The organism is Rhizobium lentis, assembly GCF_017352135.1.
GTDB classification, from domain to species: Bacteria; Pseudomonadota; Alphaproteobacteria; order Rhizobiales; family Rhizobiaceae; genus Rhizobium; species Rhizobium lentis.
Window position 1 is genome coordinate 787,486 of the sequence record NZ_CP071454.1, and the last position, 26,678, is coordinate 814,163.

At 59.8% G+C, this 26,678-nt stretch carries 26 protein-coding genes; 14 read left to right on the plus strand and 12 right to left on the minus strand.

The window, feature by feature from the left end; genetic code table 11:
• Positions 1-19 precede the first annotated feature (19 nt).
• Together J0663_RS03865 and J0663_RS03870 are read right to left on the minus strand one after the other, a co-directional pair.
• The gene (locus tag J0663_RS03865) at positions 20-1,231 is read right to left on the minus strand and encodes a polysaccharide biosynthesis/export family protein (protein WP_207243140.1); all 1,212 of its coding nucleotides are present in this window, start codon (positions 1,229-1,231) and stop codon (positions 20-22) included.
• A gap of 300 nt (positions 1,232-1,531) precedes the next feature.
• On the minus strand, positions 1,532-2,941 hold the full coding sequence (locus tag J0663_RS03870; protein WP_207243141.1) for an O-antigen ligase family protein: 1,410 nt from the start codon (positions 2,939-2,941) through the stop codon (positions 1,532-1,534).
• 301 nt (positions 2,942-3,242) lie between these two features.
• Here J0663_RS03870 and J0663_RS03875 point away from each other — a divergent pair, with 301 nt between their 5' ends.
• Together J0663_RS03875 and J0663_RS03880 are read left to right on the plus strand one after the other, a co-directional pair.
• Entirely contained in the window at positions 3,243-3,842 is a 600-nt protein-coding gene (locus tag J0663_RS03875) for a transglutaminase-like cysteine peptidase (protein WP_207243142.1), read from the plus strand.
• Positions 3,843-4,133: 291 nt separating this feature from the next.
• On the plus strand, positions 4,134-5,453 hold the full coding sequence (locus J0663_RS03880; protein WP_207243143.1) for a UDP-glucose dehydrogenase family protein: 1,320 nt from the start codon (positions 4,134-4,136) through the stop codon (positions 5,451-5,453).
• Positions 5,454-5,574: 121 nt separating this feature from the next.
• On the opposite strand, the gene J0663_RS03885 is transcribed toward J0663_RS03880, so the two are convergent.
• Positions 5,575-6,366: a metallophosphoesterase gene (locus J0663_RS03885; RefSeq protein ID WP_207243144.1), complete on the minus strand. Its 792-nt coding sequence runs from the start codon at positions 6,364-6,366 to the stop codon at positions 5,575-5,577.
• Positions 6,367-7,006: 640 nt separating this feature from the next.
• Between J0663_RS03885 and J0663_RS03890 the strand changes: the two genes are divergently transcribed.
• A complete protein-coding gene (locus J0663_RS03890) occupies positions 7,007-7,210 on the plus strand; it encodes a KTSC domain-containing protein (protein WP_018446824.1) in 204 nt (67 codons plus the stop codon).
• Between the two features lie 107 nt (positions 7,211-7,317).
• Here the strand turns inward: J0663_RS03890 and J0663_RS03895 are convergent, their stop codons facing one another.
• The 3 genes from J0663_RS03895 to ung all read right to left on the minus strand — a co-directional run bounded on the left by J0663_RS03895 (position 7,318) and on the right by ung (position 9,703).
• Positions 7,318-7,923, minus strand: coding sequence for an alpha/beta hydrolase (locus J0663_RS03895; protein WP_207243145.1), 606 nt, complete (start codon positions 7,921-7,923; stop codon positions 7,318-7,320).
• A gap of 10 nt (positions 7,924-7,933) precedes the next feature.
• Entirely contained in the window at positions 7,934-8,866 is a 933-nt protein-coding gene (locus J0663_RS03900) for a VOC family protein (protein ID WP_207243146.1), read from the minus strand.
• A gap of 135 nt (positions 8,867-9,001) precedes the next feature.
• Positions 9,002-9,703 (minus strand): uracil-DNA glycosylase, encoded by a 702-nt coding sequence (gene ung / locus J0663_RS03905; protein ID WP_207243147.1) that lies wholly within the window; start codon positions 9,701-9,703, stop codon positions 9,002-9,004.
• Positions 9,704-9,935: 232 nt separating this feature from the next.
• On the opposite strand from ung, the gene J0663_RS03910 reads away from it, so the two are divergent.
• The 3 genes from J0663_RS03910 to J0663_RS03920 all read left to right on the plus strand — a co-directional run bounded on the left by J0663_RS03910 (position 9,936) and on the right by J0663_RS03920 (position 13,260).
• A complete protein-coding gene (locus tag J0663_RS03910; RefSeq protein WP_207243148.1) occupies positions 9,936-11,360 on the plus strand; it encodes a phosphomannomutase in 1,425 nt (474 codons plus the stop codon).
• 35 nt (positions 11,361-11,395) lie between these two features.
• Positions 11,396-12,823, plus strand: coding sequence for a mannose-1-phosphate guanylyltransferase/mannose-6-phosphate isomerase (locus tag J0663_RS03915; protein WP_207243149.1), 1,428 nt, complete (start codon positions 11,396-11,398; stop codon positions 12,821-12,823).
• 131 nt (positions 12,824-12,954) lie between these two features.
• Positions 12,955-13,260 (plus strand): hypothetical protein, encoded by a 306-nt coding sequence (locus tag J0663_RS03920; RefSeq protein ID WP_207243150.1) that lies wholly within the window; start codon positions 12,955-12,957, stop codon positions 13,258-13,260.
• A 25-nt stretch (positions 13,261-13,285) separates the two neighbouring features.
• Here the strand turns inward: J0663_RS03920 and J0663_RS03925 are convergent, their stop codons facing one another.
• Positions 13,286-14,242, minus strand: a complete 957-nt coding sequence (locus J0663_RS03925) for an endonuclease/exonuclease/phosphatase family protein (RefSeq protein ID WP_207243151.1) — start codon at positions 14,240-14,242, stop codon at positions 13,286-13,288.
• A 211-nt stretch (positions 14,243-14,453) separates the two neighbouring features.
• On the opposite strand from J0663_RS03925, the gene J0663_RS03930 reads away from it, so the two are divergent.
• Complete coding sequence (locus tag J0663_RS03930) at positions 14,454-15,470, plus strand: NAD-dependent epimerase/dehydratase family protein (protein ID WP_207243152.1); 1,017 nt, start codon at positions 14,454-14,456, stop codon at positions 15,468-15,470.
• A 22-nt stretch (positions 15,471-15,492) separates the two neighbouring features.
• Here the strand turns inward: J0663_RS03930 and J0663_RS03935 are convergent, their stop codons facing one another.
• On the minus strand, positions 15,493-15,804 hold the full coding sequence (locus J0663_RS03935; protein WP_207243153.1) for a hypothetical protein: 312 nt from the start codon (positions 15,802-15,804) through the stop codon (positions 15,493-15,495).
• Positions 15,805-16,064: 260 nt separating this feature from the next.
• On the minus strand, positions 16,065-16,217 hold the full coding sequence (locus J0663_RS03940; protein WP_207243154.1) for a hypothetical protein: 153 nt from the start codon (positions 16,215-16,217) through the stop codon (positions 16,065-16,067).
• Positions 16,218-16,549: 332 nt separating this feature from the next.
• Here J0663_RS03940 and J0663_RS03945 point away from each other — a divergent pair, with 332 nt between their 5' ends.
• The 6 genes from J0663_RS03945 (at position 16,550) to J0663_RS03970 (ending at position 22,783) form a co-directional block, all read left to right on the plus strand.
• Positions 16,550-17,254 carry a CerR family C-terminal domain-containing protein gene (locus J0663_RS03945; protein ID WP_207243155.1) on the plus strand — a complete coding sequence of 235 codons (705 nt, stop codon included), beginning with the start codon at positions 16,550-16,552 and terminating at the stop codon, positions 17,252-17,254.
• Positions 17,251-18,264, plus strand: a complete 1,014-nt coding sequence (gene hlyD, locus J0663_RS03950) for a secretion protein HlyD (protein WP_207243156.1) — start codon at positions 17,251-17,253, stop codon at positions 18,262-18,264. Before J0663_RS03945 ends, hlyD begins: the two co-directional genes overlap by 4 nt.
• The gene (locus tag J0663_RS03955) at positions 18,261-20,006 is read left to right on the plus strand and encodes an ATP-binding cassette domain-containing protein (protein ID WP_207243157.1); all 1,746 of its coding nucleotides are present in this window, start codon (positions 18,261-18,263) and stop codon (positions 20,004-20,006) included. Before hlyD ends, J0663_RS03955 begins: the two co-directional genes overlap by 4 nt.
• Positions 20,003-21,145 (plus strand): ABC transporter permease, encoded by a 1,143-nt coding sequence (locus tag J0663_RS03960; protein ID WP_207243158.1) that lies wholly within the window; start codon positions 20,003-20,005, stop codon positions 21,143-21,145. The genes J0663_RS03955 and J0663_RS03960 overlap by 4 nt, the downstream gene beginning before the upstream one ends.
• Before the next feature lies 1 nt (position 21,146).
• Positions 21,147-22,259 carry an ABC transporter permease gene (locus tag J0663_RS03965; RefSeq protein WP_207243159.1) on the plus strand — a complete coding sequence of 371 codons (1,113 nt, stop codon included), beginning with the start codon at positions 21,147-21,149 and terminating at the stop codon, positions 22,257-22,259.
• A 128-nt stretch (positions 22,260-22,387) separates the two neighbouring features.
• Positions 22,388-22,783, plus strand: a complete 396-nt coding sequence (locus J0663_RS03970; RefSeq protein ID WP_064695442.1) for a DUF1236 domain-containing protein — start codon at positions 22,388-22,390, stop codon at positions 22,781-22,783.
• A gap of 205 nt (positions 22,784-22,988) precedes the next feature.
• Here the strand turns inward: J0663_RS03970 and J0663_RS03975 are convergent, their stop codons facing one another.
• On the minus strand, positions 22,989-23,468 hold the full coding sequence (locus tag J0663_RS03975; protein WP_207244420.1) for an Lrp/AsnC family transcriptional regulator: 480 nt from the start codon (positions 23,466-23,468) through the stop codon (positions 22,989-22,991).
• 85 nt (positions 23,469-23,553) lie between these two features.
• On the opposite strand from J0663_RS03975, the gene J0663_RS03980 reads away from it, so the two are divergent.
• Positions 23,554-24,501: a DMT family transporter gene (locus J0663_RS03980; RefSeq protein ID WP_207243160.1), complete on the plus strand. Its 948-nt coding sequence runs from the start codon at positions 23,554-23,556 to the stop codon at positions 24,499-24,501.
• A 286-nt stretch (positions 24,502-24,787) separates the two neighbouring features.
• Here J0663_RS03980 and J0663_RS03985 read toward each other — a convergent pair whose 3' ends face one another.
• Both J0663_RS03985 and J0663_RS03990 read right to left on the minus strand, forming a co-directional pair.
• Positions 24,788-25,831 (minus strand): Gfo/Idh/MocA family protein, encoded by a 1,044-nt coding sequence (locus J0663_RS03985; RefSeq protein WP_207243161.1) that lies wholly within the window; start codon positions 25,829-25,831, stop codon positions 24,788-24,790.
• Positions 25,832-25,840: 9 nt separating this feature from the next.
• Complete coding sequence (locus J0663_RS03990; protein WP_207243162.1) at positions 25,841-26,626, minus strand: ThuA domain-containing protein; 786 nt, start codon at positions 26,624-26,626, stop codon at positions 25,841-25,843.
• Between the last annotated feature and the right edge of the window lie 52 nt (positions 26,627-26,678).

The window sequence follows — 26,678 nt, forward strand, 5'->3', positions numbered from 1 at the left end:
TCAACGCCGGCCATCTCAATCAATTTCCAAGATCCTGTATCGCGTTACGGGTATCGTTGGCGTCGTCCGTTACTCCGGCGACAGTGGACGATACCGAGTTTACGATGTCAAGGAACTTGACCAATTCGACAGAGTCCGAATTGGAAATATAGATAATATCCTTGTCTTCCATCTTGAATTGCTGGGCGGCAAACAGGGTTGCCGGATCACGAAGATTGGCGCGGATAATCACCGGAACCGTATCGCCCGCAAACCGCGTTGTATCTACATGCATCGCTGCAAGCGTCTTCTTGGGGACGGGGCGATAGAGCAGGACCTGGGCCGGATCCGCACGATCGTCGCGCAGGCCGCCCGCCTTGGCGATGGCCTCCCCGAGCGTCAGATCCGACTCTTCGAAATCGAACCGGCCGCTGACGCCGGCGGCGCCGAGCGCCAGGAACGTACGGCGCTCATGATCGACCGAGATCGTATCATCCGGCGCGACATAGATATTCTCCGCCGGGTTTTTCAACAGCGTATTGTAGGCGACGGTCGCCGTTCTGCCGCGGCGCTGCAGCGTCACGTTGGTTTCGATGTTATTGGTCGTCAAACCACCCGCCGCGGAAATGACGTCGAGAATGCGCTCACCGGCCGGGCTGATCTGGACGCGCTGAGGATTGTTGACGTCACCGAGCACGGCCACCTGACTGGAACGGTTGGTCGTCGTGGTGATAACCACCTGCGGCTCGATTGCGCGACTGGCCAGACGATCCTCGACGTCCTGCTCGACGGTCTCCTTCAGGCGACCGGCAGCCGGAACGCGACCCGCATAGGGGATCGTGATCGTTCCGTTTCTATCAATGGTCTGAGCAGGCAGAGAGATATAATTGCCGGGCCGGCTACCGGCGTCGGAGGGAATGAAGAGACCGCCGGACTGAGCTTCGAAAATCGCAACCTCGACGACATCGCCATAACCGAGCGGAATTTCAGGCGCACCGCCGCGACCACCGCCAAAACCCTTGAAGGAGGTCGGCTGCGGGGTCGTGAAATAGGACAGGACGTTCTTGCTGAGATCAATCAGGGCGTAGTCGATACCGACGCGACGCTCCTTCGTTGTTACCTTTACCGCCGCCCCTCGATCGACATCTTTATGATCGGGACCGGATCTTGGCAATGACGTGCAGCTTGCCAATATACTCGTTAGCGCTACAACAATGGCGACGCGTGTACTACCGACAGGAAAACAACCCATAGAATAACCCGTGTTGACGCCCTTGAAGCTACTGCTCCGCAATCGGACAAATTACAAGACAATCCCTGATCAATAATTACCGAATGCCGTTTATGATTCTCTAACTGTGGCAGCCCGGCAACGCCGAGCCTTCAGCAAACGAACGGCCTCAGCCCGGCTCTCTGACGCCGGAAATAATCTAAAGGCTGGGTCCGCTATAAAATCTCTTGCGTTTGAGAGTCAACCCGCAGCCCCCAATCAATCCGCATTTTCGAAAAATCTTCATAAATTCCATTCATTTAATTCGTTGGGGCCTTCCGGTCATCCATATGGGCGGTCCGTTTCGCCACGACTGCGGCCGAGACTAATGGCAACGACGGCGCTTAGGAAGGCGGCGAAAAACACCGCGAAACCCGGTATTTGCAGCGAGAAGTCGACCGCGGCATGGAGAGCGACCAGAACCGTCGCTGCCAGGCCGAGCAGGACATAGTGCCTCTGGCGCCGTCTCTCGGCGAGCCCGCGCCAAAAAATCTTGGCAAGTACTGCGAAAGTCAGAAGCGCCAGAACCGGAAATACTACCCCGAGTCCCAGAAATCCTTCGAGATAAAAATTATGGGCGCGGTCAAAGATCCCGAAGATGCCGCAGGCCGGATCGCGGTAAGCAGAAAACACGGTGCGGAAGGTTCCAAGACCCGTTCCCGTCAACCAGTGATCCGAAATGGCACGCCATATGCCGGGCAGGATGCAGAAGCGATCGTCATCCTCGAGCCGCCGTTCCTGCGCCCGCAAAATCGCCTGTCCTGCAAAGAGCATCAGCAAGACGACGACGAAGAGGACCGCCGACACAAGCTTCAACATCGAACGCCATCTCGGCGCCGGTCTGAAATAGCGCCTCGAGCTGTTCCAATTGATGACAAGCCACGGAAAATAGATGAGAGCGGCAACAAAGGTGGCGAATATCCCGGCGCGCGATCGGCTCAGCATCAACGCGGTGAAACATGCGCACAGGAGCAGAATGTAGATCCACGTTCTCAAGAGCAGAACGTGTCTGCCCGGCTCGCCAGGCGGATGGACTGAATAGGCGCGGGAAATATCCCTCACCAGCGTTAGCATGAGCAGCGTTCCCAGCCCGAGGAAGGTCGCAGCGGTGTTGCGGTTGACGAAAACCGCCGTCAGGCTATCGAGGTAGGCGTGTTTTTCGATGACGATCAGAACGTTGGGAAACATCGAAAATTGCAGCAGGCCGAAAACAGCCATGCTGCCTGCGGCAAGCCCGAGGCCGGCTAGCACCTTCCGCGCTCGTTGATCGGTATCGCACAAAATCAGCCCGGTCAGGAACGTCACGAAGGGCAGCGCCACCCAGAGAATCGCGGCAAACGTGTCGGCGGGTTCGACGGAGATCGCCGCATATCGGACACCTGCCAGATCACGCGCAGCGCTCCAGGCAGGGTTTGCCAGCCAATGGGCCGGCAGTTCGATCGCCTGGATAAACGTCCAGCCCGTCAGCACGACGAGCACAGACAAGGCAATGCGGAACACCCATCTGCTTTGCCTTGGCTCCGTAAACAGCAATCCCGAAAGGATGGCGAGAGCAAACATTCCGATCGCAGCGAATGCGAAGGGAAAGGGTGTAACGCTTCCGAACGGAATCAGCGTCAATATCACGAGCGCTATGAAAGCAACGAGGATCGCCTCCCGCAAGATCTCCCTGTTGATGAGTTTGGGCAACATTAGACTTCACTCACCAGCGGCTACACGAGAAGACCACAACCATCACGGCTAATATACTCGTACTAACATAAGTTGCATATCAAGCGCTTGCGTGCTAAAGTGCAACAGAATTCCACAACGATTAAAATTGTCGCGAAAGCCTTAAGCCAATCGAGACACGGCCCGATTATGCTCCTTCAGGCAGCAGAAACGGGACAGACTTCCTGCGCCCAATACTTGGCGGATCACTAAATCGCCATGCCATTGACTGAGACAAAAGGCAAGCCTGATCTCAATCGGTTGCCCTGAACGGGGATTAGAGATGAAGAGAACGTTCGTTACACTTCTGGCACTGGCTTTTACAGCGGGCAATGCCTGCTCGGCATTTGCCGCCGGTCCCGGTGGTGTTGCCCGCGGTCTGACCAGCAGTCCAGCGGTTAGCTATGTCTCCGAAAAAGGAAAGATCGTTGCGCCCTTCGCCCAGGTGCTGTTCTGCGCCCAGAACCCCGCCGAATGCCGCGACAATAATGGTCTGGCGGTCATCGCACTGACGGAACAGGAAATGCTGCAGCTGAAGAATGTGAACAACAGCGTCAATCGGACGATGATCGGCAGGAACGACCCTCGCAACGAGCTCAACGGTGATGTCTGGAAGGTCAATGTTCGCAGCGGCGACTGTGAGGATTTCGCGTTGACCAAGCGCAGCCGGCTGATGGCGATGGGCTGGTCATCGCGCGCTTTGCGGATCGCGACCGCCTATACGCCATCGGGGGAAGGACATGCCGTCCTGGTGGTCAGGACCGATAAGGGCGACCTGGTGCTCGACAACAGGAAAAGCAGCATCAAGAACTGGCGCGATACGGATCTGCGCTGGGATAAAATTCAATCGGATACAGACCCTTATGTCTGGTATCGGCTGTGACGACGGGCACGGCTGCAGTCTTCGGAACGCCCACGTCTCAATAATCAATTTCACTGTTTCGGTTTGAGGTCGAGCCTGCTCCATGAGCGGCTCGACTTGTCATATCGCTCACATAAACCTATGCTTTCGCTGTCGACAGGGTAGCTGACAGCGAGTTGCAGGTGCCCTGGGTTGGATTTCCGACGTGGGCGACCAGGCGATCTTCGATATTGTCTTTTCGCTCAGATTAAGTATGACGGGACCCATGCTGCGACGCAGCATGACGTTCTACTCTAATGATTTGAGGGAAATATGCGCATCACGATGATTGGATCAGGCTATGTAGGCCTCGTTTCAGGCGTTTGCTTTGCGGATTTCGGCCACGACGTCATCTGCGTCGATAAGGATCTGAGCAAGATCGAGGCTCTTCGCGAAGGCCGCATTCCGATCTACGAGCCAGGTCTCGATCAGCTGGTCGCCGAAAACACCAGCACCGGCCGCCTGTCCTTTTCGACGGATGTCGGCGAAAGCGTTCGTGGCGCCGATGTCGTGTTCATCGCCGTCGGCACGCCGTCCCGGCGCGGCGACGGCCATGCCGATCTCTCCTACGTCTATGCGGCTGCACGCGAGATTGCCACCTATGTTGAAGGTTTTACCGTGATCGTCACCAAGTCGACGGTGCCGGTCGGCACGGGAGACGAGGTCGAGCGCATCGTGCGGGAAACCAATCCTTCGGCGGATGTCGCCGTCGTCTCCAATCCCGAGTTTCTGCGCGAAGGCGCGGCGATCGAGGATTTCAAGCGTCCCGACCGCATCGTCGTCGGTCTGAACGACGACCGGGCGCGCGAGACGATGACCGAAGTCTACCGTCCGCTTTACCTGAACCAGGCTCCGCTGGTCTTCACGAGCCGCCGCACCTCCGAGCTCATCAAATATGCAGCCAACGCCTTCCTGGCCATGAAGATCACCTTCATCAACGAGATCGCCGATCTCTGCGAAAGGGTCGATGCCAACGTTCAGGACGTTTCGCGCGGCATCGGTCTCGATGGCCGTATCGGCTCGAAGTTCCTGCACGCCGGTCCCGGTTACGGCGGTTCGTGCTTCCCCAAGGATACGCTTGCCCTTGCCAAGACGGCGCAGGATTACGATGCGCCGGTCCGTCTGATCGAAACGACGATCTCGATCAACGACAATCGCAAGCGGGCGATGGGCCGCAAGGTCATTTCGGCCGTCGGCGGAGACATTCGCGGCAAGAAAGTCGCCATCCTCGGACTGACCTTCAAGCCGAACACCGACGACATGCGCGACAGCCCGGCCATCGCCATCATCCAGACGCTGCAGGATGCCGGTGCCCAGGTTGTCGGCTATGATCCTGAGGGTATGGAGAATGCCCGCAAGGTCATCGAGAACATCGAATATGCGAATGGCCCTTATGAAGCCGCCGCCGGCGCCGATGCCCTCGTCATCGTCACCGAATGGAACCAGTTCCGCGCGCTCGATTTCAATCGCCTGAAGCAGTCGATGCGCGCCCCGATCCTGGTCGACCTGCGCAACATCTATCGCAGTGACGAGATCCGCAAACACGGCTTTACCTATACCGGTATCGGCACCAATCTCTACCAGGACGCCTGACGGCGCCTCGTCGATATGTGAACGTTCTGACGCCGCGGGGCATAGCTCCCGCGGCGTTCGTTTTTGGAGGGGGTGGCGCAAAATGGCGGCGATTTTTCCGATCGTGCCATGTTCTCTGTGTCTAAAGGATGCCGACCCGTGTTCCCTTGATCGTCAGCACGGTCAAACGGCCGGTTGCCGACACCGCGGTGTCGATACCGATGCGCTGCGGTCCGAATGTCGGGATTCGCGCCGGTGTGTGCCCGTGGATCACCAAGAAGGGAAGCTGCGGTCCTTCATCCAGGAAGGGCTGGCGGATCCACATGAGGTCAAGGTCCTTCTGTTTCTTGAGATCGACGCCCGGCTTGACGCCCGCATGGACAAAAAGGACCCTTCCCATCTGCAGCATGACCGGCAGTGATTCCAGAAATTGGATATGCCGCTCGGGTATCATGTTGTGAATGACGCGGGCGATCGCCTCGTTTCCGGCCGCCGACTGCAACAAATGGTCGATATCGATACCGTACGACTGCAGCGTCTCGGTTCCAGCAAAGCTCAGCCATTCGAAAATGCGCGCCGGTTTGCGATAGAGCTTCACCAGTTCCGCGTCGTGATTGCCGCATAAGACCAAACGCTGAAACCCCGGCGGCGGGCCCTTGCTGAGGAATTCCAGCACCGCGCTCGAATCCGGCCCGCGATCGACGTAATCGCCGAGCATGACGATGAGTTTCGGTCCGGCTATGCGCGCGGCATCCTCCTCGATGCGGCGATGCACCGCGACGAGCTCGTTATAACAGCCGTGAATATCGCTCATGGCGTAGACCGCAGCGAATTCTCCCTCGGCAAACGTCAGCCGAGCACGTCCTTTGCGGTTACCGGCCAGTATCGGTATCTGTTGTCGCCACGGCCCTAGATAGTTAAACATGTAACCCATTTACGAGATCCGACCGAACGCGAGGTTCTTCGGAAGCGATCCATTTCTTATCCAATCCGGCATGAGGCTCAATGTTCAAAAAGAAATTGGCTTGATCACGGCCTCGTCGACATTGTACTCGCAACGCCGCCGCATTCGAAACGACATCATCGGAGACCAATTGCAGCACCGCCTGCGCGCCCCGATCGCCGCGTCGAGCCACCGGGTCGCAATCTTCGACCATCGCGTCGCTCCCCCGCCTGAAAGTGCCGGTCCCGCTCAGGCATTTTGCCGCGGCAGCGCAACTGCTGCCCCGAGAAACGCCCTTGTCTTCATTGATATCGGGAAGGTTTCACCGCCAATATTACGCTGCATTTTGGTATATGCTGGTTAATCCGGCGTTAAATCATCTTGTTCGTCCCGTCAGCAGCTGTACCGGTCACTCATTCTCCGGGCTACAGAATTGCCGGTAACCGGATTTCCACAGACAAGGTCTGCGAAAAAGCTGTAAAAATCAACTATAGCGAGAGCCATCACAAAAAAATGAACGTTTAAGCTTATCGCGCTTGACGGCCCTGCGGCGGCGCATAATGATGATGCGTTGCGCGCGTGAACGACGTTCGCAATCAAGAATCTCAGATCCAAAATTGCGGGGTTCAAAGTGGAAACTGCGGTTGATTCGAAACTTATCGAGGCGATTACCTACGACGAAGACAGCCGGCATCTACGGGTCTATCTGACCAACGGTCAGAGACGAGAATATGAAGGCGTTCCCAAGGGGGTCGTCGTCGGTCTGACGATGGCGGAATCGCCGGGTAATTTTTACATGAAGGCAATCAGGGGCAAATATCCTCCTCGCCCTTAGAGCGCCTGCGTCCTGTCGAGGACGCCGACAGGACCACCTGCTGAGCAAGGATGTGGGACCGGCGTTTGCCGGCCCCACAATCACCTCGCACGAATTGAGGCACTTCATCAATAGCCACTGAAGAATTCACGCACCGCATTGATTTCGAGCGGAGCAATCTCATGGCCGCCGGGATGCCAGACCGTGCTGACGTCGGCCCCGCGCTCTTTCAGGTGTTGCGACAGTGCTTCGGTCACGGGGACGGGAGCGATGGGATCCCGCTGCCCCGCCGTCACCAGCACTTTTCTTCCCGCAAGCGTCGACCGGGCTTCCGGTCTAAACGGGATGAGCGGATGCATCAGAACCGCAGCGTCGAAGATACCCTTCTCGATCAGCACATTGGCGAGGATGTTTGCGCCGTTCGAAAAACCGAGCCCGAGAATCGCGGAAGCCCGATATTCCCCGGCAACCGCCTCGACATAGGCCGCCATTTTCTCCGTCGCGCGGGAAAGATCGGGCATATCGTAAACGCCCTCGCCGGTGCGGCGGAAGAAGCGCGCCGCGCCGTATTCTGAAACATCGCCGCGCGGCGAGAGAACAGTCGCTTCGGGCAACAGGCGCCGGCCGAATTCGAAGAACTGGTTTTCGTCGCCGCCGGTGCCGTGCAGCACGACCAGCATGGGTTTGTCAGGTGCACCGGCATGCAGCAGGTGCACATATCCGTTTTCAGTCATCGTTTTCCCCTTAACCCTCGAGCGGCTGCAGATGCTGTTCGAGCAGCGCGCGAAGATGGGCATGCTGGTGCGGCAGCTTCAGGGCTTCACCGAGATGGGCCGTATCCTCGTCGCGGTCGAAGCCGGGCTCGTTCGTTGCGACCTCGAACAGCACGCCGCCCGGCGTGCGGAAATAGATCGCCCAGAAATAGTCGCGATCGATCACCGGCGTGACCTGATAGCCGGTGTCCATCAGCGCCTTGCGCACTTCGAGCTGCTTTTCGCGGTTTTCGACAGCGAAGGCGACATGGTGGACGGAGCCGGCGCCGGGAAGCGCGCGGGCAATGTTCGGCATGGTCTCAAGGTCGATGAGATGCGCGCCGTTGCCATCAGGCTTGATCAGCCGCTTGACGCCATCCCTCTCCTCGCCCACCTCATAACCCATGAACCTTAGCAGTTCGGCCGTGGCGCCCTCGTCTCTCAGCCGCATGGCAACCGAATGAAAGCCACGAATGGCGTGATCCTCGCTGATGCCCCCATGGGTCCAGGGCTGGCGGGCGTCGTCCTTGACCTCGACGAGCGCAAAGCCGTCACCATCGGGGCCGGAGAAGTTCAGACGCTTTTCGCCGAAACTTTCCTCGGCTTTCAGGCCGCCGACACCGAGGCCAGCAAAACGATCGTTCCAGAAGCCGAGCGAGCCTTGCGGAACCGAAAATACCGTCGTGCCGACCTCGCCCGTGCCGGGACGGCCTTGCGCCATCTTCGGGAACGGAAAGTAGGTCATGATCGTGCCGGGCGCACCGGTCTCGTCGCCGTAATAGAGATGATAGACATCAGGCGCGTCGAAATTCACCGTCTTTTTTACACGGCGCAACCCGAGTGCATGGGTGAAAAACTGGTTGTTGGTGCGGGCGTCCTCCGCCATCGACGTGACGTGGTGCAGACCCTTGATCTGATCGAGCATTTAAGACCCCTTTCATTGCCCGCCGCTGCGGGCTTTCGATGAGGCTAAGATGCGCGCTGAACTCCCTTCCGACCAGACCTGCGGACTAAAACGCATTGTCTTCTTTTAGTGAACGATGATCAATTTGCGTTCACTTCAGGCGCCATGAGGATCTGCCGGCAATTGCCAGTCGATCGGCGCCCGACCGCGGGACTGCAGAAAGGCGTTCGCCCTGGAAAAATGCTTGCAGCCAAAGAAGCCGTTATGAGCCGACAGCGGCGATGGATGCGGCGCCCTGAGCACCAAATGCCGCGCCGTATCGACAAAGGCGGCCTTGCGCTGGGCATAGGAACCCCAAAGCATGAAGACGACGGATTCGCATTCGTCATTGACCTTGCGGATCACCGCATCGGTGAAGCGCTCCCAGCCCTTGCCCTGATGGGCTGCCGCCTGCCCTTCCTCGACGGTCAGCACGCTGTTCAGCAGGAGTACGCCCTGCCTTGCCCAATGTTCCAGAAAACCGTGGCGCGCCGGTGCTATGCCGAGATCCGTTTCCAACTCCTTATAGATATTGACGAGCGAGGGTGGTATGCGCACCCCGGGCCGGACACTGAAGCATAGGCCGTGAGCCTGCCCGAGCCCGTGATAGGGATCCTGGCCGAGGATGACGGCCTTGACGTTGGCGATCGGCGTCAGATCAAGAGCACGGAAATATTCGCTGCCTTTGGGGAATATCCGTTTGCCGACCTGCTTCTGTGCGACGAGGAAGGACTTGAGTTGTTGCATATAGGGGCTGGAAAACTCCCCCGTCAACGCGGCCTTCCAGCTCTCCTCGAGACTGACGGATGTATCGCTCATCAGAAAACCTTCAGCATAGGATGAAACGGCGGACACACGGTTCTAACAAAATAGGCTGATGTCGCAATGCCTGTCGGTCCCGCGGCAGTCCCAGCCAGCGATAACTGGCGAATGAGATGCAGAGCCTGTTCGAGACGTCATCGTCCGTGTTTAACTATATGCCCGCTTCGGTATTTACGCCGACTAGCGGGCTGAGTAGAATTTATCGTGACAATCGGGGATATGTCTTCATATGAAATTCGGCACGAGTGGGCTTCGCGGACTTTCAGTCGAACTCAAGGGACGCGCCTCCGCCCTCTACGCCACGGCGTTCGGCAAATATCTGCTGCAGACCGGCAGGGCCCGGGCCGGCGACATTATTCTGATCGGACGCGACTTTCGCGATTCAAGTCCTGAAATCTCGGCAAATTGCGCCAGCGCGCTGACGGCACTCGGCTTTCGGATCTTCGATTGCGGCAATGTGCCGACACCGGCACTTGCCCTTTATGGCCTCGAACGCAAGGCCGCATGCCTGATGGTCACCGGCTCGCATATTCCGGCGGACCGCAACGGCATCAAATTCTATCGCCCGGACGGTGAGATCGACAAATCGGACGAGGCGGCGATTACCGCAGAGGCAGCCGAGATCGAGCGAAACGGCGAAGCGCTAGCCGAGGCGCCGGCCAAAACGGAAGAACACGAGGCGATCTGCCGGCAGCTCTTTTTCGAACGCAATGCCGCCCTGCTTCCACAAGACGCGCTGTCCGGCTTGAAGATCGGCGTCTACCAGCACAGCACCGTCGCCCGCGACCTATTGGTCGACGTTCTTGGCCATTACGGTGCCGAGATCGTCGCTCTCGGGCGGTCGGAGAGTTTCATTCCCGTCGACACGGAAGCCGTGTCCGACGACACGATCACGCTGATGAGACGCTGGGTATCCGAGCACAAGCTCGATGCAATCGTTTCGACCGATGGCGACGGCGACCGGCCCCTTGTCGCGGATGAAACCGGCACGCCGCTGCGCGGCGACCTTCTCGGCTTGGTGGCAGCCGACTTCTTGGGAGCCCGTACGGTGGTAACCCCTGTCACCTCCAACTCCGGCATCGAGACAGCAGGGTCCTTCGCCGTCAAGCGCACCCGTGTCGGCTCTCCCTTCGTCATAACAGGCATGGAAGAGGCCGTGGCCGCAGGGCAGGATCACGTCATGGGCTTCGAAGCCAATGGCGGGCTGCTGACCGCGACCCCCTTCGACATCAACGGCCGGAGCGTTCGCGCCTTGCCGACACGCGATTGCTTCATCCCTCTGCTCGCGATCCTGTCGCTCGCCGCCATTCGCAGAGAGCCGCTCTCCGCCATTGCCGCCTCCTATCGCCTGCCTTTTGCCGCGGCCGACCGTCTGGAGAATTTTCCGGTAGAGACGAGCGCAGCGCTGATGGCGTATCTGCGCGCTTCGGATGAAAATCTTCGCCTCTTCCTGCAGCCGATCGGCGAAGTGGCGGTAAAATCCGACATCGACGGCCTGAGAGTGACGCTGGGGGATGGCGGGATTATCCATTTCCGCCCGTCCGGCAATGCGCCGGAAATGCGCTGCTACGTGGAAGCCGGCAGCGAATCCGCAGCCCTCGACCTGCTGCATAGCGGGCTCGACAGTATAAGAAGCTGGGCAGCCGCCCGCTAACATGCGACGAATAATCCGTTTAAAGGAACTCGCCTATGACGCAGAAAATCGTTCCCGTGATCATGGCCGGCGGCAAAGGCACGCGGCTCTGGCCGCTTTCCCGTGCCACCGCCCCGAAACAATTCATCAGATTCGTGGGCGACAAGACGCTGTTTCAGGAAACGCTCGAACGCGTGTCCGATCCCCAGATCTATGAAGCTCCGATCGTCGTCACCAATGAGGAGTTCCGCTTTCTCGTCGCCGAGCAGGCGCGCGAGCTTGCCATCCCGCTTGCCGCCGTCTTGCTCGAACCGGTCGCCCGCAATACTGCCGCGGCAGTCGCTGCCGCTGCAACGCTTGCCGCCGACCTCTTTGGCAAGGACACCATCATCCAGATGCTCGCCTCGGATCACGAGATCCTCGCCGACAAGAGCTATTTCGACTGCATCCGCCTCGCCCGCGCGGCGGCGGCAGGCGGCAGGCTCGTCACTTTCGGCATCAACCCGACCGAGCCGGCGACGGGTTATGGCTATATCGAGATCGGCGATGCGCTCGAAAATGGCGCTCACAAGGTGAGCCGCTTCGTCGAAAAGCCGGCATTGGACGAAGCCCAGCGGATGCTCGCCGATGGCGGCTTCTACTGGAACTCGGGCATCTTCATGTTCCCGGTCACGGAACTTCTTGCCGAACTGCAGGAATACGCGCCCGAGGTGCTGAAGGCAGCAAGCAAGGCTGTTTCCAAGGCAAGCCGCGACCTCGACTTCACCCGCCTCGACGCCGATCATTTCGCCAAGAGCCCCGATATATCGATCGATTATGCAATCATGGAAAAGACCTCGAAAGCCGCGGTTGTCCCCTCGCCATTTCGGTGGTCGGATATGGGAAGCTGGGATGCCGTTTGGAAGTCGGGCAAACGCGACGATAGCGGCAATGTCGCCGCCGCCAATACGACCGTCGTCAATACCCGCAACTCGCTGGTCATGACGCATGGCGTGCATCTTGCCGTCCAGGGCATGGAGGATGTCGCCGTCATCGCCAGCGAGGACGCCGTCTATGTCGGTCCGCTCAAGGACAGCCAGAATGTCGGGCAACTGGTCAAGATGCTGGCCTCCTCCTCGACGACCGCGAAATTCACCGAAACGCATCCGACATCCTATCGACCCTGGGGGGGTTACACCTCCATTTTCAACGGCGATCGGTTCCAGGTGAAGCGCATCTTCGTCACGCCGGGCAAGAAGCTTTCGCTGCAGAAACACCACCATCGCTCCGAGCACTGGGTGGTCGTGAAGGGCACCGCCGAGGTGACGGTCGGTGAGAATGTGCGGATGCTGCGTGAGAACGAAAGCGTCTATATCCCGCTCGGGGAAGTCCACCGTCTCGCCAACCCCGGCAAGATCGTCCTCGAGCTCATCGAGGTCCAGACAGGCTCCTATCTCGGCGAAGACGATATCATCCGCATTGTCGACGAGTTCGGAAGAACGTAAATAGGCGCCCGGAACGGCAGGCTAAAGTCAGTCTGCCGGCGCTCCCGGCGTGACCACCATCTCTGTTGAACTCTCTCCCGAGATTCTCGTAGAATGAACATGCCGACAGACCTGACAGGAGATGTCCTCTGATGCGTACCCTGCCCGCCCTAGCCGGATTTCTTTCGATCATGCTGCCGGCGATGGCTTCTGCCCAAACGGCGAACATGCGCGCCGCAACCGAGACGGAAATCCGTCAGCATCTGCCCGGCACGTCGGAGCTGAAAGAAAGCAGCAATGGCTACGAATATCGCGAGGGCAGCAAGAATGGCTATAAGATAGACAATGGCCGGGTGTGTGTCCGGTTTCCCGACAAATCGACCGATTGCGTCAGCGTGAAGACTGACGGCAAGAATTTTCAGATGATCGATCGGAAGGGCGGCCGAACCAGATTCTGATTTCGGCCTGGGATTACTTTACCGGTTATCGTGCCGCCGCCGTTTCGCCATCTCTTTCGAGAACGAATTCGGCGATCAGACCTGAATGGTTGGAGCCGAAATTGTCATCGAGCCGTTTCAGTGACGTCAGATGAAGCGGCGCGCGCCCGAATATATGATCGATGGCGATCCCGAACCAGCCGGCGGCGATCGGCCATGTCGCCGGTTCAGGCGCCATCGTCTTTAGGTTCTGCTTGCGCAGGAAAGCTTGGATGCCGGGCGCGATCGAGGACGAATTGAAATCGCCGGCCAGCACCAGCGGACCTGAGATCTGACCAAGCGCCCTGTCGAGATCCTCCAGTTCTTCCACCTGGTAATCGTCGAAATAGGGTTTGGTCAGGTGCGCCGAGACGAGATTGACGGTGTGCCCGCCGAAATCGACTCCTGCGACAACCAGCCTGTCTTTCCTGAGGCTGCCGATGCTCGTGACCTGCCGGGTCACGAAGGGGCGTTTGGACAGCACCAGCGTATCGCAGCTATCTTTGCCGTTGTCGCAGCCGATATGATAGGGATAGACCTTGAACAATCGCTGCAGATGGAACGTCAGCGGCTTGGCTTCCAGCAGATTGACGACGTCGGCATTCGAAGCGATCACCATGTCGGCGATGGCAGTCGAGTTTTTCCAGTTGTCGATCGCGACGTTGAATGACATCAGACGGAAAAGCGGCGCCGCGCCCGTCGCCCTGCCTTCCCCGCCAAATTCGCGCAGCATGACGACGCCGTGCGCGGTGAGAAGCAACGCAGCGAAGAGAAGGGCAAAGCCGTAGGCGTGTCTCCGGATGGCCAGGATGAGCAGACTGGCGGCGACGAATGCGACGCCGAGGTGAATCTGAAAGCTGTAGATGAAAGACAGCAGCCAGAAGTCTGTGACATAGCGCAGCGACACGATCGCGATGGCCAAAGTCAGAAACGCCGAGAGAATCCAGTAAATTATGTTTCTCATCGATTCCTAGTTCCGCCCGACGACCCGCCGGCCATAACATGCCGGCGACAATGCTGCAAAGCAACATCAGCTTAGGAAACGGCGTCAGCGGCGGCCCTCGGACCTTATCTTTCCGAGGCCTATCGACTCGCCCTCTTTTTATCCTGTAAGTGGGGGCCATTTTAAGCGGAATTGGCTCTTTGCCGTCGGCAGGGGTCGAGAGAAGGTGGGAATGCGCTACTTCATTACAGGCACGGCCGGTTTCATCGGTTTTCATCTGGCCAGACGCCTGCTGCAGGAAGGGCACGAGGTAACGGGCTTCGACGGCCTCACCCCCTATTACAATGTCAAGCTCAAGGAGATGCGCCATGCGGCTCTCTCCCAGTTTCCGGCCTTCAAACCGGTCATCTCAATGCTCGAGGACCGGCCGGCGCTGGAGGCGGCAGTCTCCGCGGCCGAGCCCGACATCCTGATCCACCTCGCCGCGCAGGCGGGTGTGCGCTACAGCCTGGAAAATCCCGAGGCCTATATTCATTCGAACGTCGAAGGCTCCTGGAACATCATGGAGATCGCGCGGCGCGTCGAAATCCGCCACCTGATGCTCGCCTCGACATCATCGATCTACGGCGCCAATGCGACCGTTCCCTTCCATGAGACCGACCGCGCCGACGAGCCCTTGACCATTTATGCGGCAACGAAGAAATCGATGGAATTGATGGCGCACAGCTATGCCCATCTGCACAAGATTCCGACGACGGCCTTTCGCTTCTTCACCGTCTACGGTCCGTGGGGCCGTCCCGATATGGCGCTGTTCAAATTCGCCAAGAACATGCTCGAAGGCCAGCCGATAGAGATTTACGGCGAAGGCAATATGAGCCGTGACTTCACCTATATCGACGATCTCATCGAAGCGATCGTCCGGTTGTCGGCGATTGCCCCGAGCGAGGAGAATCGTCTCGATAACGTCGCCGTGGAAACGCTGTCGCGCCAGGCGCCCTTCCGCGTCGTCAATATCGGCGGCGGCCAGCCGGTCAGCCTGATGGATTTCGTCGAAACGGTGGAAAAGGCGCTTGGCCGTCCTGCCATCCGCAAGATGCTGGCGATGCAGAAGGGCGACGTGCCGCGCACCTTCGCCGCTCCCGATCTGCTCGTCGCACTGACCGGATACAAGCCGGATACGACACTGGACGTCGGCGTGAAGGCCTTCGTCGAGTGGTATGTCGACGTACAGGGCGAGCTTAACGCCTAAAGCCTTTCCGGGTAGCGGAGCGTCAGCGGAGAAACGTGACTGCCTGCACCGCGACGACCGCCTTCGAAAGCACATAGTCGATGACAACGGTCAGGCGCTTAGAATACACATTCATCCCGCCCTCACCCTCGACCGCAGCCGGGCTGCGCAGCACTAAGGGAACGCCTGGGCGAACGAAGCCGGCGCGCGTCGTCAAGGGCACCTCGGGGGAATGGCCGATGGCGGAGGTGTACGTCAGGTCGCGGGCAAGGCTCGCCGGACCGATGGCGAAGGCCGGACCGGCAGCCGAGGTGATGCTCAAGGTCAAGGCAATGGCGGTAAGAATTTTCTGCATGTCGAAGTCCCCGTTTCGGATCGGCGGGCACATGATTCGCCCGGCTCCAAGCGATCGACGCGTCTGTCCACGCTTCGGCCGCCTTCATGGAAACACTCTACACGTCAGTATTTGCAGGGCTTTTAAGCAGATCGGTCAAATTTTAGGAAAGTTGACTTTCTCTCTGAGAGGGCTCGGGACGCCCATGAAAATGCCTTCGCCGCCCCGACAGCTGAACCACGCGGCATTGGCAAAACGCTCATAGCTGAACGCGAGCGCAATCAGAGAATGCGATCGATCTTCTTGTTGATATGCAGGTTTGGCATCAATCCCGCGCTTTGGGCGGCATGATAGGATTCTCGCGCCGCGTCGAACGAGATCGACCACATGATGGCGCTCAAGAGAAGCGCGATAATATAGATTTGGATACGCATCGACTCGCGGATACGGAAAAAGCTAGGCGCTTTTGTGTCAAAAAATGAGCGCATAACGAGAAAAACGGCAAGCCTTCCTCAGCGATCGGCGCCAGACATATTAGTGTCGTCAAATTAGCGATAGTGCATCGCTGCTGTTAGCAGCCACCCAAAGATCCTTAAGAGGTCCGTTCCCCGCGGGCCTCTTTGCTTTTCTCTCTCCGCGCCATCCGCCGCCGCCCTTCAGCTTGGCCGCGTGACCGATGTCACGTTACTTTAGTATCGCCAGCCCGGCGACAGCAAAAATATATCATTCGATTGACTGATTCTGCAGTTGATGCTATAAATTCGTCATGACCCAAGATAACGACAACCAAAATCCGCCGGCTTCCGCCCGTGCAGAGATCGCGCGCCAGAAGATGTTGACCGCCGCTCTCGACGTCTTCGGTCGCTACGGTTTCGATGGCGCCTCGACGCGCCAGTTGACCGAAGCCGCCGGCGTCAACCTGCAGGCCATCCCCTATTATTTCGGCAGCAAGGAAGGCCTCTACATCGCCACCGCCGAATATCTGATGATGCAGATCGATACGCATGTCAGCGGCATGAGGGCGCGCATCGGCGCGCATCTCATGGCCCTCGACGCGGCCGGCAAGCCGCTTGGCGAAGCCGACGCCCGGCGTCTCCTAACCGAAGTTCTCCAGACCATGGTGACGCTCTTCGTCGCTGAGGAATCCGAGCCCTGGGCCCGCTTCCTGATCCGCGAGCAGATGGAGCCGACCGAGGCTTTCAAGCGCGTCTATCAGGGCCTCATGCGGCCGATGATCGAAATGGGCCGGCGCCTGGTCGGCGCCATTCTTGGCGACGACCCGGCATCCGAGCATGTACGCCTGCGCACGTTCAATCTCGTCGGCAGCATCCTCGTCTTCCGCTTTGCCCGCGCGGCCGTTCTCGCCCAGATGGAATGGGACACCTTCGGCCCGAAACAGGTGGAACTGTTGCGCGGCCTTGCCGCCGAACTGGTCGATGTCATCGGCCCATCGAAAGGAGGTGCGGCATGAAACGCATCCTTCCCCTCGCAGTTCTTCTCCTCGTGGCGGCAGGTGCCGCCGCCTGGTGGTACGGCCTGCCCGAAAGGCTCGGCTGGCTCCCCGAGGCACGCCGCGAGTTCGTCCTTTATGGCAACGTCGATATCCGCCAGGTATCGCTCGGCTTCCGCGTCAGCGGACGCGTCTCCGAACTTCGCGTCGACGAGGGCGACCTCGTCAAGAGCGGAACGGTTCTCGCAAAACTCGACGCCGCGCCCTATGAACTTGCCGTCCGGTCGGCGGAAGCCAATGCCGCCGCCCTTCGCGCCACGCTCGACAAGCTGAAGGCAGGCCCGCGACCGACCGAGATTGCCCAGGCGCGCGCCGCCTATGAGGAGAGCCTTGCTGACCTGCAGAATGCCAACCTTGCCTACGACCGCGCCCGCCAGCTTCGCCCGCAGGGCACGATTTCCGAGGCCAGCCTCGATCAGGCGACTGCCGCAAAGGCGATGGCCGCCGCCCGCTCCCAGTCCGCCAACGAGGCGCTGAAGCTGCTGCAGGAAGGCTCGCGGGTCGAGGATATCGCCGCAGCCGAGGCCCAGTTGAAAGCAGCCGAGGCAACACTGGCCTCGGCCCGCACCTCCTTCGCCGACACGGAACTGCGCGCGCCGAACGACGGCGTCATCCTCTCGCGTGTCCGGGAAATCGGCGCGATCGTCTCGCCGGCCGATACCGTCTTCGTGTTGTCGCTGACCGAGCCCGTCTGGGTGCGCAGCTATGTGGCAGAGCCCGATCTAGGCCGCATCCACCCGGGCATGAAGGTTTCCGTCGCCTCCGATACGGCGCCGGACAAGCCCTATGAAGGCACGATCGGCTTCATTTCACCGGTCGCCGAGTTCACCCCGAAATCAGTGGAGACGCCGGAACTCAGGACCGATCTCGTCTATCGCCTGAGGATCGTCATCGACAGGCCCGGCCAGGATCTGCGCCAGGGCATGCCGGTTACGGTGCATCTTCCGACACCTGCGGCAGACAGACAATGACCGCCGGCGAAAGCGGCCGGGACGATAAGCCGCTCGTCCGGATCGACGCCGTCACTAAGCGCTTCGGCGACGCTCCTCCTGCCCTCGACGCCGTCTCCGGTATGATTGCCGGCGGCGCGATCACCGGTCTCGTCGGCCCGGACGGCGCCGGCAAGACGACGCTGATCCGACTGATGACCGGCCTGATGCTGCCAGATGCGGGAATGGTGGAGGTGCTCGGCTTCGATACAAGGAAGAACGCCGCCGGCATCCAGGCGGCAATCGGCTACATGCCGCAGCGCTTCGGCCTCTATGAAGACCTCTCGGTGCAGGAAAATCTCGATCTCTACGCCGACCTGCGCGGCCTGCCGAAGAGCGAACGTCCTGGCGCATTCGACGAACTCCTGACCTTCACCGATCTCAAGCGTTTCACCAGCCGGCTCGCTGGAAAACTTTCCGGCGGCATGAAGCAGAAGCTTGGCCTTGCCTGCGCGCTTCTGAAAAAACCGCGCCTGCTGCTGCTCGACGAGCCGGGTGTCGGCGTCGATCCGATCTCACGCCGTGACCTCTGGAAGATGGTCGAGAACCTGACAAAGGAAGGTATCGGAGTGCTCTGGTCGACCGCCTATCTGGACGAGGCAGAAGCCTGCGACCATGTGTTGCTGCTCAACCAGGGAAAGCTGCTCTTCTCGGGAAAGCCGGAGGAGATGACCGCCCGCGTTAACGACCGCGTCTTCCGGGTGTCCGGCGTCAAAGGCCGCCGCCGGCAGGTACTTGCCGAACTCCTGCAAGCCGACGGCGTCATCGACGGCGTAATCCAGGGCGAAGCGATCCGCCTGGTCGCAGCCAGGGACAGCAAGCCCGATATCGGCAAAGGCGATGACGGCGAGTCGCTTGTCCCTGCCCCGCCGCGCTTCGAGGATGCCTTCGTCGACATGCTGGGCGGTGGCCCGGGCGGACGCTCCAGGCTGGCCGAAGCGCAAGCGCTACTGAAGGTTGAGGGCGACAGGCCGGTAATCGAAGCCACGGGCCTGTCCAAGCGCTTCGGCGATTTCACCGCCGCTGACAATATCAGCTTCCATATCCACCGTGGCGAGATCTTCGGGCTGCTCGGGCCGAACGGCGCCGGCAAGTCCACAACCTTCAAGATGCTCTGCGGCCTGTTGAAGCCGACCAGCGGCGAAGGCCGCGTCGCCGGTTTCGATCTTCGCCGTGATGCCGCCGAAGCACGCAATCACCTCGGCTACATGGCGCAGAAATTCTCGCTCTACGGCGATCTCACCGTCATGCAGAATCTGGAATTTTTCGCCGGGGTTTATGGTCTTCGCGGCCAGCGCCGGCGCGAGAAGATCGCGCTGATGTCCGATATTTTCGATTTCGGCCGCCACGCCCGTCAAGCTGCCAAGGATCTGCCGCTCGGCCTGAAGCAGCGCCTGGCGCTGGCCTGCGCCGTCATGCATGAGCCGCGCGCCCTCTTCCTCGATGAACCGACCTCCGGCGTCGATCCGATCACCCGCCGCGAATTCTGGACGCATATCAACGGCTTGGTTGAAAAGGGCGTCACCGTGCTCGTCACCACCCATTTCATGGACGAGGCGGAATATTGCGACCGCATCTCGCTGATCTATCGCGGTCGCTCGATCGCGCTCGGTTCTCCCGACGAATTGAAAGCCCGGGTCGTAACAAAGGATGAGCCGGATCCGACGATGGAGGACGCCTTTATCGCGCTGGTGCAGCAGTCGGAAACGGAGGATGCCGCATGATCGCTTCCCCCCTTCAATCCAAACTTGGCCGACTCAGGCGTCTTTTTGCCCTTGTACGCAAGGAAAGCTTCCAGGCGGTCCGCGATCCGAGCAGCATCCTCATCGCCTTTGTACTGCCGCTGATCCTGCTCTTTCTCTTCGGCTACGGCGTCTCCCTCGATACCGCGCGCACCCGAATCGGTCTCGTGACCGAGGAGATCACGCCGCTGACGCAGGACCTTTCGGCCAGTTTCCGGGCCTCGCGCTATTTCGATGTGGCGATCGGCCGCGACCGGCGCCCGTTCGAGGAAGATCTCGTGCTCGGCAAGGTGCGCGGCATCGTCGTCATTCCGGCCGATTTCACGACGCGCTACACCGCCCGCAACGGTCCGGACATCCAGGTGATCGTCGACGGCTCCGACCCTAATACCGCGAATTTCGTCCAGAACTACGCACAAGGCGCCGTTGCCAACTGGGAGCACCAGAGACAGGCGGACGTCGCCGCTTCCAGACCCGCCGTCACGGTCGAGCAGCGCTTCTGGTTCAATCCGGAGCTCACCAGCCGCAACTTCCTCGTGCCGGGTTCGATCGCCATCGTCATGACGCTGGTCGGTACACTGCTGACCTCGCTCGTCGTCGCCCGCGAATGGGAGCGTGGCACGATGGAGGCGATGATGGCGACGCCAGTGACGGCGGTCGAGCTGCTCGCCGGCAAGATCCTGCCCTATTTCCTGCTCGGCCTCACCTCAATGACGCTCTGCGTGCTGCTGGCGGTCTTTCTCTTCGGCGTGCCGTTCCGCGGCTCCGTCGCCGCCCTTTACACCCTGTCGGCCGCCTTCCTGATCCCAGCGCTGGGGCAAGGCCTGTTGATCTCGACGGCGACGAAGAACCAGTTCCTCGCCTCGCAGCTGGCACTGATCTCCGCCTTCCTGCCGGCCTTTCTGCTGTCGGGCTTCCTGTTCGAGATCAATTCCATGCCCACGATCATCCAGTGGATCACCTTCATCGTGCCGGCGCGTTACCTGATCCCCAGCCTGCAGACGGTGTTTCTCGCCGGCGACATCTGGCCGATGTTTGCTCAAGCAATCGCCGTCATGCTCACGATCGGCGGCATCATGTTCACGCTGGCGGCCCGCAGCACCCGAAAGAGGATCGGCTGAGATGGGATGGACAAGGCTTTACGCCCTCATCGTCAAGGAATTGCTCGCCGTGCTGCGCGACCCAAAGGGCCGCGCCATCCTGATCGGCCCGCCGATCGTCCAGCTTCTCGTTTTTTCCTATGCGGCGACCCTTGAGGTACGCAATGTCGACGTCATGATCCTCAACCGCGACAGCGGCCATTGGAGCCAGGAACTGATCGAGCGCATCGATGGCTCGCCGACTTTTCGGACGATCGAGATTGCCGCCGATCAGGCGGAGGTCCGGGTCGCGATCGACAATCAGACTGTCATCGCGGCGATCGAAATCGGCCCGGATTTCTCCCGCAATATCGAGGCTGGGGCGCCGACCGACCTGCAGGTGGTGCTCGACGGCCGCCGCTCCAACGCCTCGCAGATCGTTGCGGGCTACCTCTCGCAGATTGCAGCTGCGCTTGCCGCCGAGACGCCGGCCGGCAAACGCACCGGCCCCGGCATCGTCTCATCCGTGCCGCGCAACTGGTTCAACCCGAACCTCACCTATCAATGGTTCATGGTGCCGAATCTGATTGCCAGCATCGCGCTTCTGATCGGCCTGATCGTCACGGCGCTGTCGATTGCCCGCGAGCGCGAACTCGGCACCTTCGACCAGCTGATGGTGTCGCCGCTGCGCCTGCACGAGATCCTGATTGGCAAGCTGATCCCGCCGATGATGATCGGTCTCTTCCACATCACCGTCTACATCCTGGCCGCCGTCTTCCTGTTCGAGGTGCCGCTGCGCGGCTCGCTCTTGCTGCTTTACGGTAGCGCAATCTTCTATCTCGGTTCTGTTGCCGGCCTCGGTCTCTTCATCTCGGCGCTGTCGATGACGCAGCAGCAGGCGATCCTCGGCGCCTTTCTGTTCATGGTGCCGGCGATGCTGCTTTCGGGCTTTGCGACGCCGATCGAAAACATGCCGGGCTGGCTGCAGCCGATAACCTTCGTCAATCCGCTGCGCTATTTCCTGGTGATCGTCAAAGGCGTATTCCTCAAGGACATTCCCCTGAGCGAGGTGGTCAACCAGACGATTCCGTTGGCGCTGATCGCCGCCGTTACGCTGAGCGCCGCCGCCTGGCTCTTCCGCCGGCGCCTGGAATAGTCCCCCGAGGAAGGCCCCAGCGGCCTCACAGAATGTGAATCAGGCTTCCAAAGCGTGACTCTTTGCGGCGGGAACATCGCATTGGCGGCGTCGTTACCAAGATGCAACCCCAGCAAAGGAGAAGCAAAATGTACAAGATCCTACTTGTCTCCAGCGCCCTTGCGCTGTCGTCGCTTGCCACCAATGCGCTCGCTGATGGGGCCGTGACCGGTGCAGCCGGTGGCGCCATTACCGGCGCAATCGTCGGTGGTCCCGTGGGTGCTGCCGTTGGCGGTATTGCCGGCGGTGTTGCCGGTGCCGCGATTGACCCGCCGCCGCGCGAGGTCGTCACCTATGTCGAGCAGCAGCCGGCCCCGACCTCCCGCGTGGTCGTCGAGCAACCGATCGTTGTCGGCAAGCCACTTCCGGCTGATGTCGTCGTGACGCCGGTGCCTGACAACCCGAAATATGCCTATACCGTCATCAACGACCGCCGTGTGATCGTCGAACCCCGCACGCACCGCGTCGTGCAGGTGATTGAATAATCAACTCGTCGAGACCGCCTGCCGCGGCTCGGCTACCTCCAGCCCCGCTTCGGCGGGGCTTTTTTCGTGGGCAGCTCCTCCATCGGAATCGATCGCAGTAAAGTTTGCCCTGCTTGAGCGATAGAATATGCATGCCGGAAAGCATCAGCCGAGCCTCCATCCCGATTGATGGGATCAGGGCCGCTGAAGCGAAGGGCCCGGGTCCTTAAAGAGGCGGCAACCGCTTTTTAACGGACGTTCCTTTAACAACGGCCGTACTGGTGACGGCGTGCTCAGAGAGCGTTTCAAGAACATCGTCCATTTGTTCGATCGAATGGACAGCTAGGCGGGCAAGGAAAGGATCGTCACCAGTGATCTTGTCGCATTCGATAAATTCGGGTCGTTCCTGAATAAGCCGTTCGACTAGATGCAGTTTGCCGGGCAACGGCCTGATCCTCACTATCGCCCGTATTTGGTAGCCGATAGCTCGCGTATCCACATCTACCGTGAAGCCTCGGATAACGCCGGCAGCTTCCAGCCGGCGAATCCGGTCCGACACGCTCGGTGGGGACATGCCCACGAGGCGAGCAAGCTCACTTATCGACAAGCGGGCGTCGGAATTGAGCGCGGACAGAATACGCGCATCTATTTCATCTAGCGTCGATTTTCTAGTTTGAAGGTTCTGAGGTATTTTTGCCTTCGACATGGCAAGCAATCTACTCGAACTCCTCTTCGCATTCCATAGAAATCGATCGGATTGCATTGCATGATGGCTCCAAAAGGAGAAAATCATGTTGCCTGGGATCATAGCCGGCCTGATCACTTGCGCCCTCTGGGGGCTGACTTTCGTCGCCCCACGCGCCGTCGCGCCATTCACGGCTTGGGATTTGACCATTGCCCGCTATGTTATCTTCGGTCTGGCCTGTCTTATCCTGATGGCAGATCGACGGTTCCGACCCGCCGGCATTGGCCCCTCGCGACTCCTGATCGGGATCCTGCTTGGCGGAGCGGGGTATGTCGGATATTTCGTCAGTGTCGCCTTTGCCGTTCAGCTTGCAGGTGCAACTGTCCCGCCCGTTATAGTGGGCACTATGCCGGTGCTTCTGGCAGTCATTGCCAATGTTCGGGACCATTCCGCGCCGTGGCGGTTTCTTCTCCTGCCGCTGTCGTTGATCGCGGCAGGGGTGACGATGGTGAATGTTGCGGCGATCCACGCGGCAAACGTTGCTGATACGGCGTCGATTTTGCTCGGCGTTCTCGCCAGTTTGGCAGCGCTTGCGATCTGGGTCGCCTATGGGTTGGCGAATGCGACGGTGATGCGATCGGTCGATGCCCCGGATGGTCTGCAATGGACAGGGGTGCAAGGTGTCGGCGCGGCGGTTGGAAGCCTGCTGCTGCTTCCGTTGGCTTCGTTCGATCTGCTGGATATTGCAACGGCCTCCGAAACTTTGGGCTTTGTCGTATGGGCGCTGGTAATGGGGCTGGCCGGCTCGTGGCTTGCGACCTGGTGTTGGGTGGTTGCTTCTCGTCGCTTACCGCTGGCACTCTCCGCCCAACTCATTGTCGCGGAAACGGTCTTCGGTCTCGGCTACGGCTTCATATTCGAGGGCCGGCTCCCATCTCTCGCTGAGGCAATTGGAGCAACATTGCAGTTTGGCGGCGTTTGCTCCGCCATCGCAGTGTTCGGCAAGCCACGCAATCAACACGATTTGTCGCCAAATTCACTCGCGAAGGTCTAAGTTCTGCAAGCGACTTGAGTGACAGAAACGTTCTTCAGATTTCAGGTGTGGCCGAAAGCGGAAGCCGCACCGTGTCGAGAGACACGCTGATAAAGCGCTAATTTGCAACTGACTTTCACGACTTTGCAGAAGTGGTGTCCTGCGACAACTACCTGCGCAGAATGCTTCGCTAAGATACTCTAGGTAAAAAAGCCGCCCGTAACATCCGCGTTGCGGGCGGTTCAACAGCATCGCTTGTTCCAACCCACATTTCAGTAGCCAGTGGCTTGGCGGCCAGCGAACAAAGTCAAACCTTCAGCTCGCGCCGCTCGCGCTCGGTCACCATCGCGAGGTCGAGCACCTTCTGCAGGTTCGCGGCGTGGCGGAAATTCGGGTCGGGCTGGATGCCGCTTGCCACCGCTTCTGCAAAACGCTGGTAGTTGGTCGGCACCGGTGTCACCTCAATCTCCTTCCAGGTCGCCGTCTCGGCATCCTCGCCGAGGCAACCGCGCAGTTCCGATCCGGACGGTCGGTGGATGACCTCGAGGCTGCCCTTTTCGCCATAGATGCGCAGCTTCAGCTCATTCAGATGGCCGGTTGCCCAGCGGCTGGCGTGGATGACGCCGAGGGCGCCATTGGCAAAATCGACCGACATGGTGAAGCTGTCATTGGCATCGAGCATATATTCGCCGATCTGGCCGCCCGGCGCCTTGTTGAAGGTCTTCAGCCGCGCAAAGACGTGGTCGATGTCGGTCGCGGCGCCATAGGCTGCGAAATCGAGAATGTGGATGCCGACATCGCCGAGCACACCGTTCGAGCCGTGACCGGTGGAAAGTCGCCACAGCCAGGTCGATTCCGTCCGCCAATCACCCCAGGCGCGCGAAACGAGCCAGCTCTGGAGATAGGAGGCCTCCACGTGCTTGATCGTTCCGAGCTCGCCGGCAAGCACCATCTCGCGGGCGCGCTGCAGCGGCGCGACGTTGCGATAGGTCAGGTTCACCATGTTGATGACGCCGGCCTTTTCGGCCGCTTCCGTCATCTCCAGCGCCTTCGGATAATTTTCCGCCAGAGGCTTCTCGCACAGCACATGTTTGCCCGCGGCGATCAGCGCCAGCGTCGTCGGGTGGTGGATCCGATCCGGCGTGATGTTGGTCGCCGCGTCGAATTCGCCCCAAGCGATCGCCTCCTCCAGCGAAAGAAACCGCTTTTCGATGCTGAACTTGTCGGCGAAGGCGGAAAGCCGGTCGGGATCGGTGTCGACGGCGCCGACCACGGTCACACCATCGATTTTGCTGAAGTGGGTGAGCTGGTTTTTCGCCATCACCCCCGTGCCAAGAACGAGTAGTCGCATGAATGTACCTCAGCGGTAACCGGCTTCGCCGGCCTGGTGCAGTTTCGGTCCGCGTTCGACGATCGGTTCCAGTGCCTTTTCTACCGGCACATTCGGAGCCTCGGTGATGCCGGTCAACGCGCCTTCAGGGTTATAGGCCCACTTGACGCCGTTGATCAGCACCTTCTGGATAGTGGCGTCGTGATAGGTCGGATAGGTCTCGTGGCCGGGGCGGAAATAGAAAATGTTGCCGGCGCCGCGGCGCCAGGTCAGGCCCGAGCGGAACACCTCGCCGCCCTGGAACCAGGAGATGAATACCGTTTCGAGCGGCTCCGGCACCGAGAACTGCTCGCCATACATTTCCTCGTTCTCCAGCTCGAAATGCTCGCCGATGCCGGCGGCGATCGGATGGCGGGGATTGATCGTCCACAGCCGCTCGCGCTCGCCCGCCTCGCGCCATTTCAGCGCGCAGGGCGTGCCCATCAGCCGCTTGAAGATCTTGGAGAAATGGCCGGAATGCAGAACCAGAAGGCCCATCCCTTCCCAGACGCGCTTGGCGACGCGCTCGACGACGACGTCGGAGACCGCGCCATGATCCTTATGGCCCCACCAGGTCAGGACATCGGTTTCGGCAAGACGGGCTTCGCTTAAGCCGTGCTCCGGCTCCTGCAGCGTCGCAGTGGTCGCCGAGATAGCGGGATCGACGTTCAGCGCATTGGCGATCGTCGTGTGCATGCCCTCGGGATAGATGCCGCGGACGATCGCATTGGTAGTCTCGTGGATGTTTTCACCCCAGACGACGGTGCGTATGGCCATGATGTGCTCCTGGAAGCTGAAAGTATCGAAAGGTGGGAAAAGCAGGATTCAA

Coding starts and splice junctions, on each gene's coding strand:
- J0663_RS03990 (WP_207243162.1), bottom strand. CDS start 26,626: ATGGCCATACGCACCGTCGTCTGGGGTGAAAACATCCACGAGACTACC.
- J0663_RS03940 (WP_207243154.1), bottom strand. CDS start 16,217: ATGCGTATCCAAATCTATATTATCGCGCTTCTCTTGAGCGCCATCATG.
- J0663_RS03870 (WP_207243141.1), bottom strand. CDS start 2,941: ATGTTGCCCAAACTCATCAACAGGGAGATCTTGCGGGAGGCGATCCTC.
- J0663_RS03975 (WP_207244420.1), bottom strand. CDS start 23,468: ATGTCGAAGGCAAAAATACCTCAGAACCTTCAAACTAGAAAATCGACG.
- J0663_RS03885 (WP_207243144.1), bottom strand. CDS start 6,366: ATGGGTTACATGTTTAACTATCTAGGGCCGTGGCGACAACAGATACCG.
- J0663_RS03920 (WP_207243150.1), top strand. CDS start 12,955: ATGCGTACCCTGCCCGCCCTAGCCGGATTTCTTTCGATCATGCTGCCG.
- J0663_RS03965 (WP_207243159.1), top strand. CDS start 21,147: ATGGGATGGACAAGGCTTTACGCCCTCATCGTCAAGGAATTGCTCGCC.
- J0663_RS03915 (WP_207243149.1), top strand. CDS start 11,396: ATGACGCAGAAAATCGTTCCCGTGATCATGGCCGGCGGCAAAGGCACG.
- J0663_RS03980 (WP_207243160.1), top strand. CDS start 23,554: ATGTTGCCTGGGATCATAGCCGGCCTGATCACTTGCGCCCTCTGGGGG.
- J0663_RS03955 (WP_207243157.1), top strand. CDS start 18,261: ATGACCGCCGGCGAAAGCGGCCGGGACGATAAGCCGCTCGTCCGGATC.
- J0663_RS03935 (WP_207243153.1), bottom strand. CDS start 15,804: ATGCAGAAAATTCTTACCGCCATTGCCTTGACCTTGAGCATCACCTCG.
- ung (WP_207243147.1), bottom strand. CDS start 9,703: ATGAGCGATACATCCGTCAGTCTCGAGGAGAGCTGGAAGGCCGCGTTG.
- J0663_RS03900 (WP_207243146.1), bottom strand. CDS start 8,866: ATGCTCGATCAGATCAAGGGTCTGCACCACGTCACGTCGATGGCGGAG.
- J0663_RS03960 (WP_207243158.1), top strand. CDS start 20,003: ATGATCGCTTCCCCCCTTCAATCCAAACTTGGCCGACTCAGGCGTCTT.
- J0663_RS03925 (WP_207243151.1), bottom strand. CDS start 14,242: ATGAGAAACATAATTTACTGGATTCTCTCGGCGTTTCTGACTTTGGCC.
- hlyD (WP_207243156.1), top strand. CDS start 17,251: ATGAAACGCATCCTTCCCCTCGCAGTTCTTCTCCTCGTGGCGGCAGGT.
- J0663_RS03945 (WP_207243155.1), top strand. CDS start 16,550: ATGACCCAAGATAACGACAACCAAAATCCGCCGGCTTCCGCCCGTGCA.
- J0663_RS03910 (WP_207243148.1), top strand. CDS start 9,936: ATGAAATTCGGCACGAGTGGGCTTCGCGGACTTTCAGTCGAACTCAAG.
- J0663_RS03985 (WP_207243161.1), bottom strand. CDS start 25,831: ATGCGACTACTCGTTCTTGGCACGGGGGTGATGGCGAAAAACCAGCTC.
- J0663_RS03895 (WP_207243145.1), bottom strand. CDS start 7,923: ATGACTGAAAACGGATATGTGCACCTGCTGCATGCCGGTGCACCTGAC.
- J0663_RS03875 (WP_207243142.1), top strand. CDS start 3,243: ATGAAGAGAACGTTCGTTACACTTCTGGCACTGGCTTTTACAGCGGGC.
- J0663_RS03970 (WP_064695442.1), top strand. CDS start 22,388: ATGTACAAGATCCTACTTGTCTCCAGCGCCCTTGCGCTGTCGTCGCTT.
- J0663_RS03930 (WP_207243152.1), top strand. CDS start 14,454: ATGCGCTACTTCATTACAGGCACGGCCGGTTTCATCGGTTTTCATCTG.
- J0663_RS03865 (WP_207243140.1), bottom strand. CDS start 1,231: ATGGGTTGTTTTCCTGTCGGTAGTACACGCGTCGCCATTGTTGTAGCG.
- J0663_RS03880 (WP_207243143.1), top strand. CDS start 4,134: ATGCGCATCACGATGATTGGATCAGGCTATGTAGGCCTCGTTTCAGGC.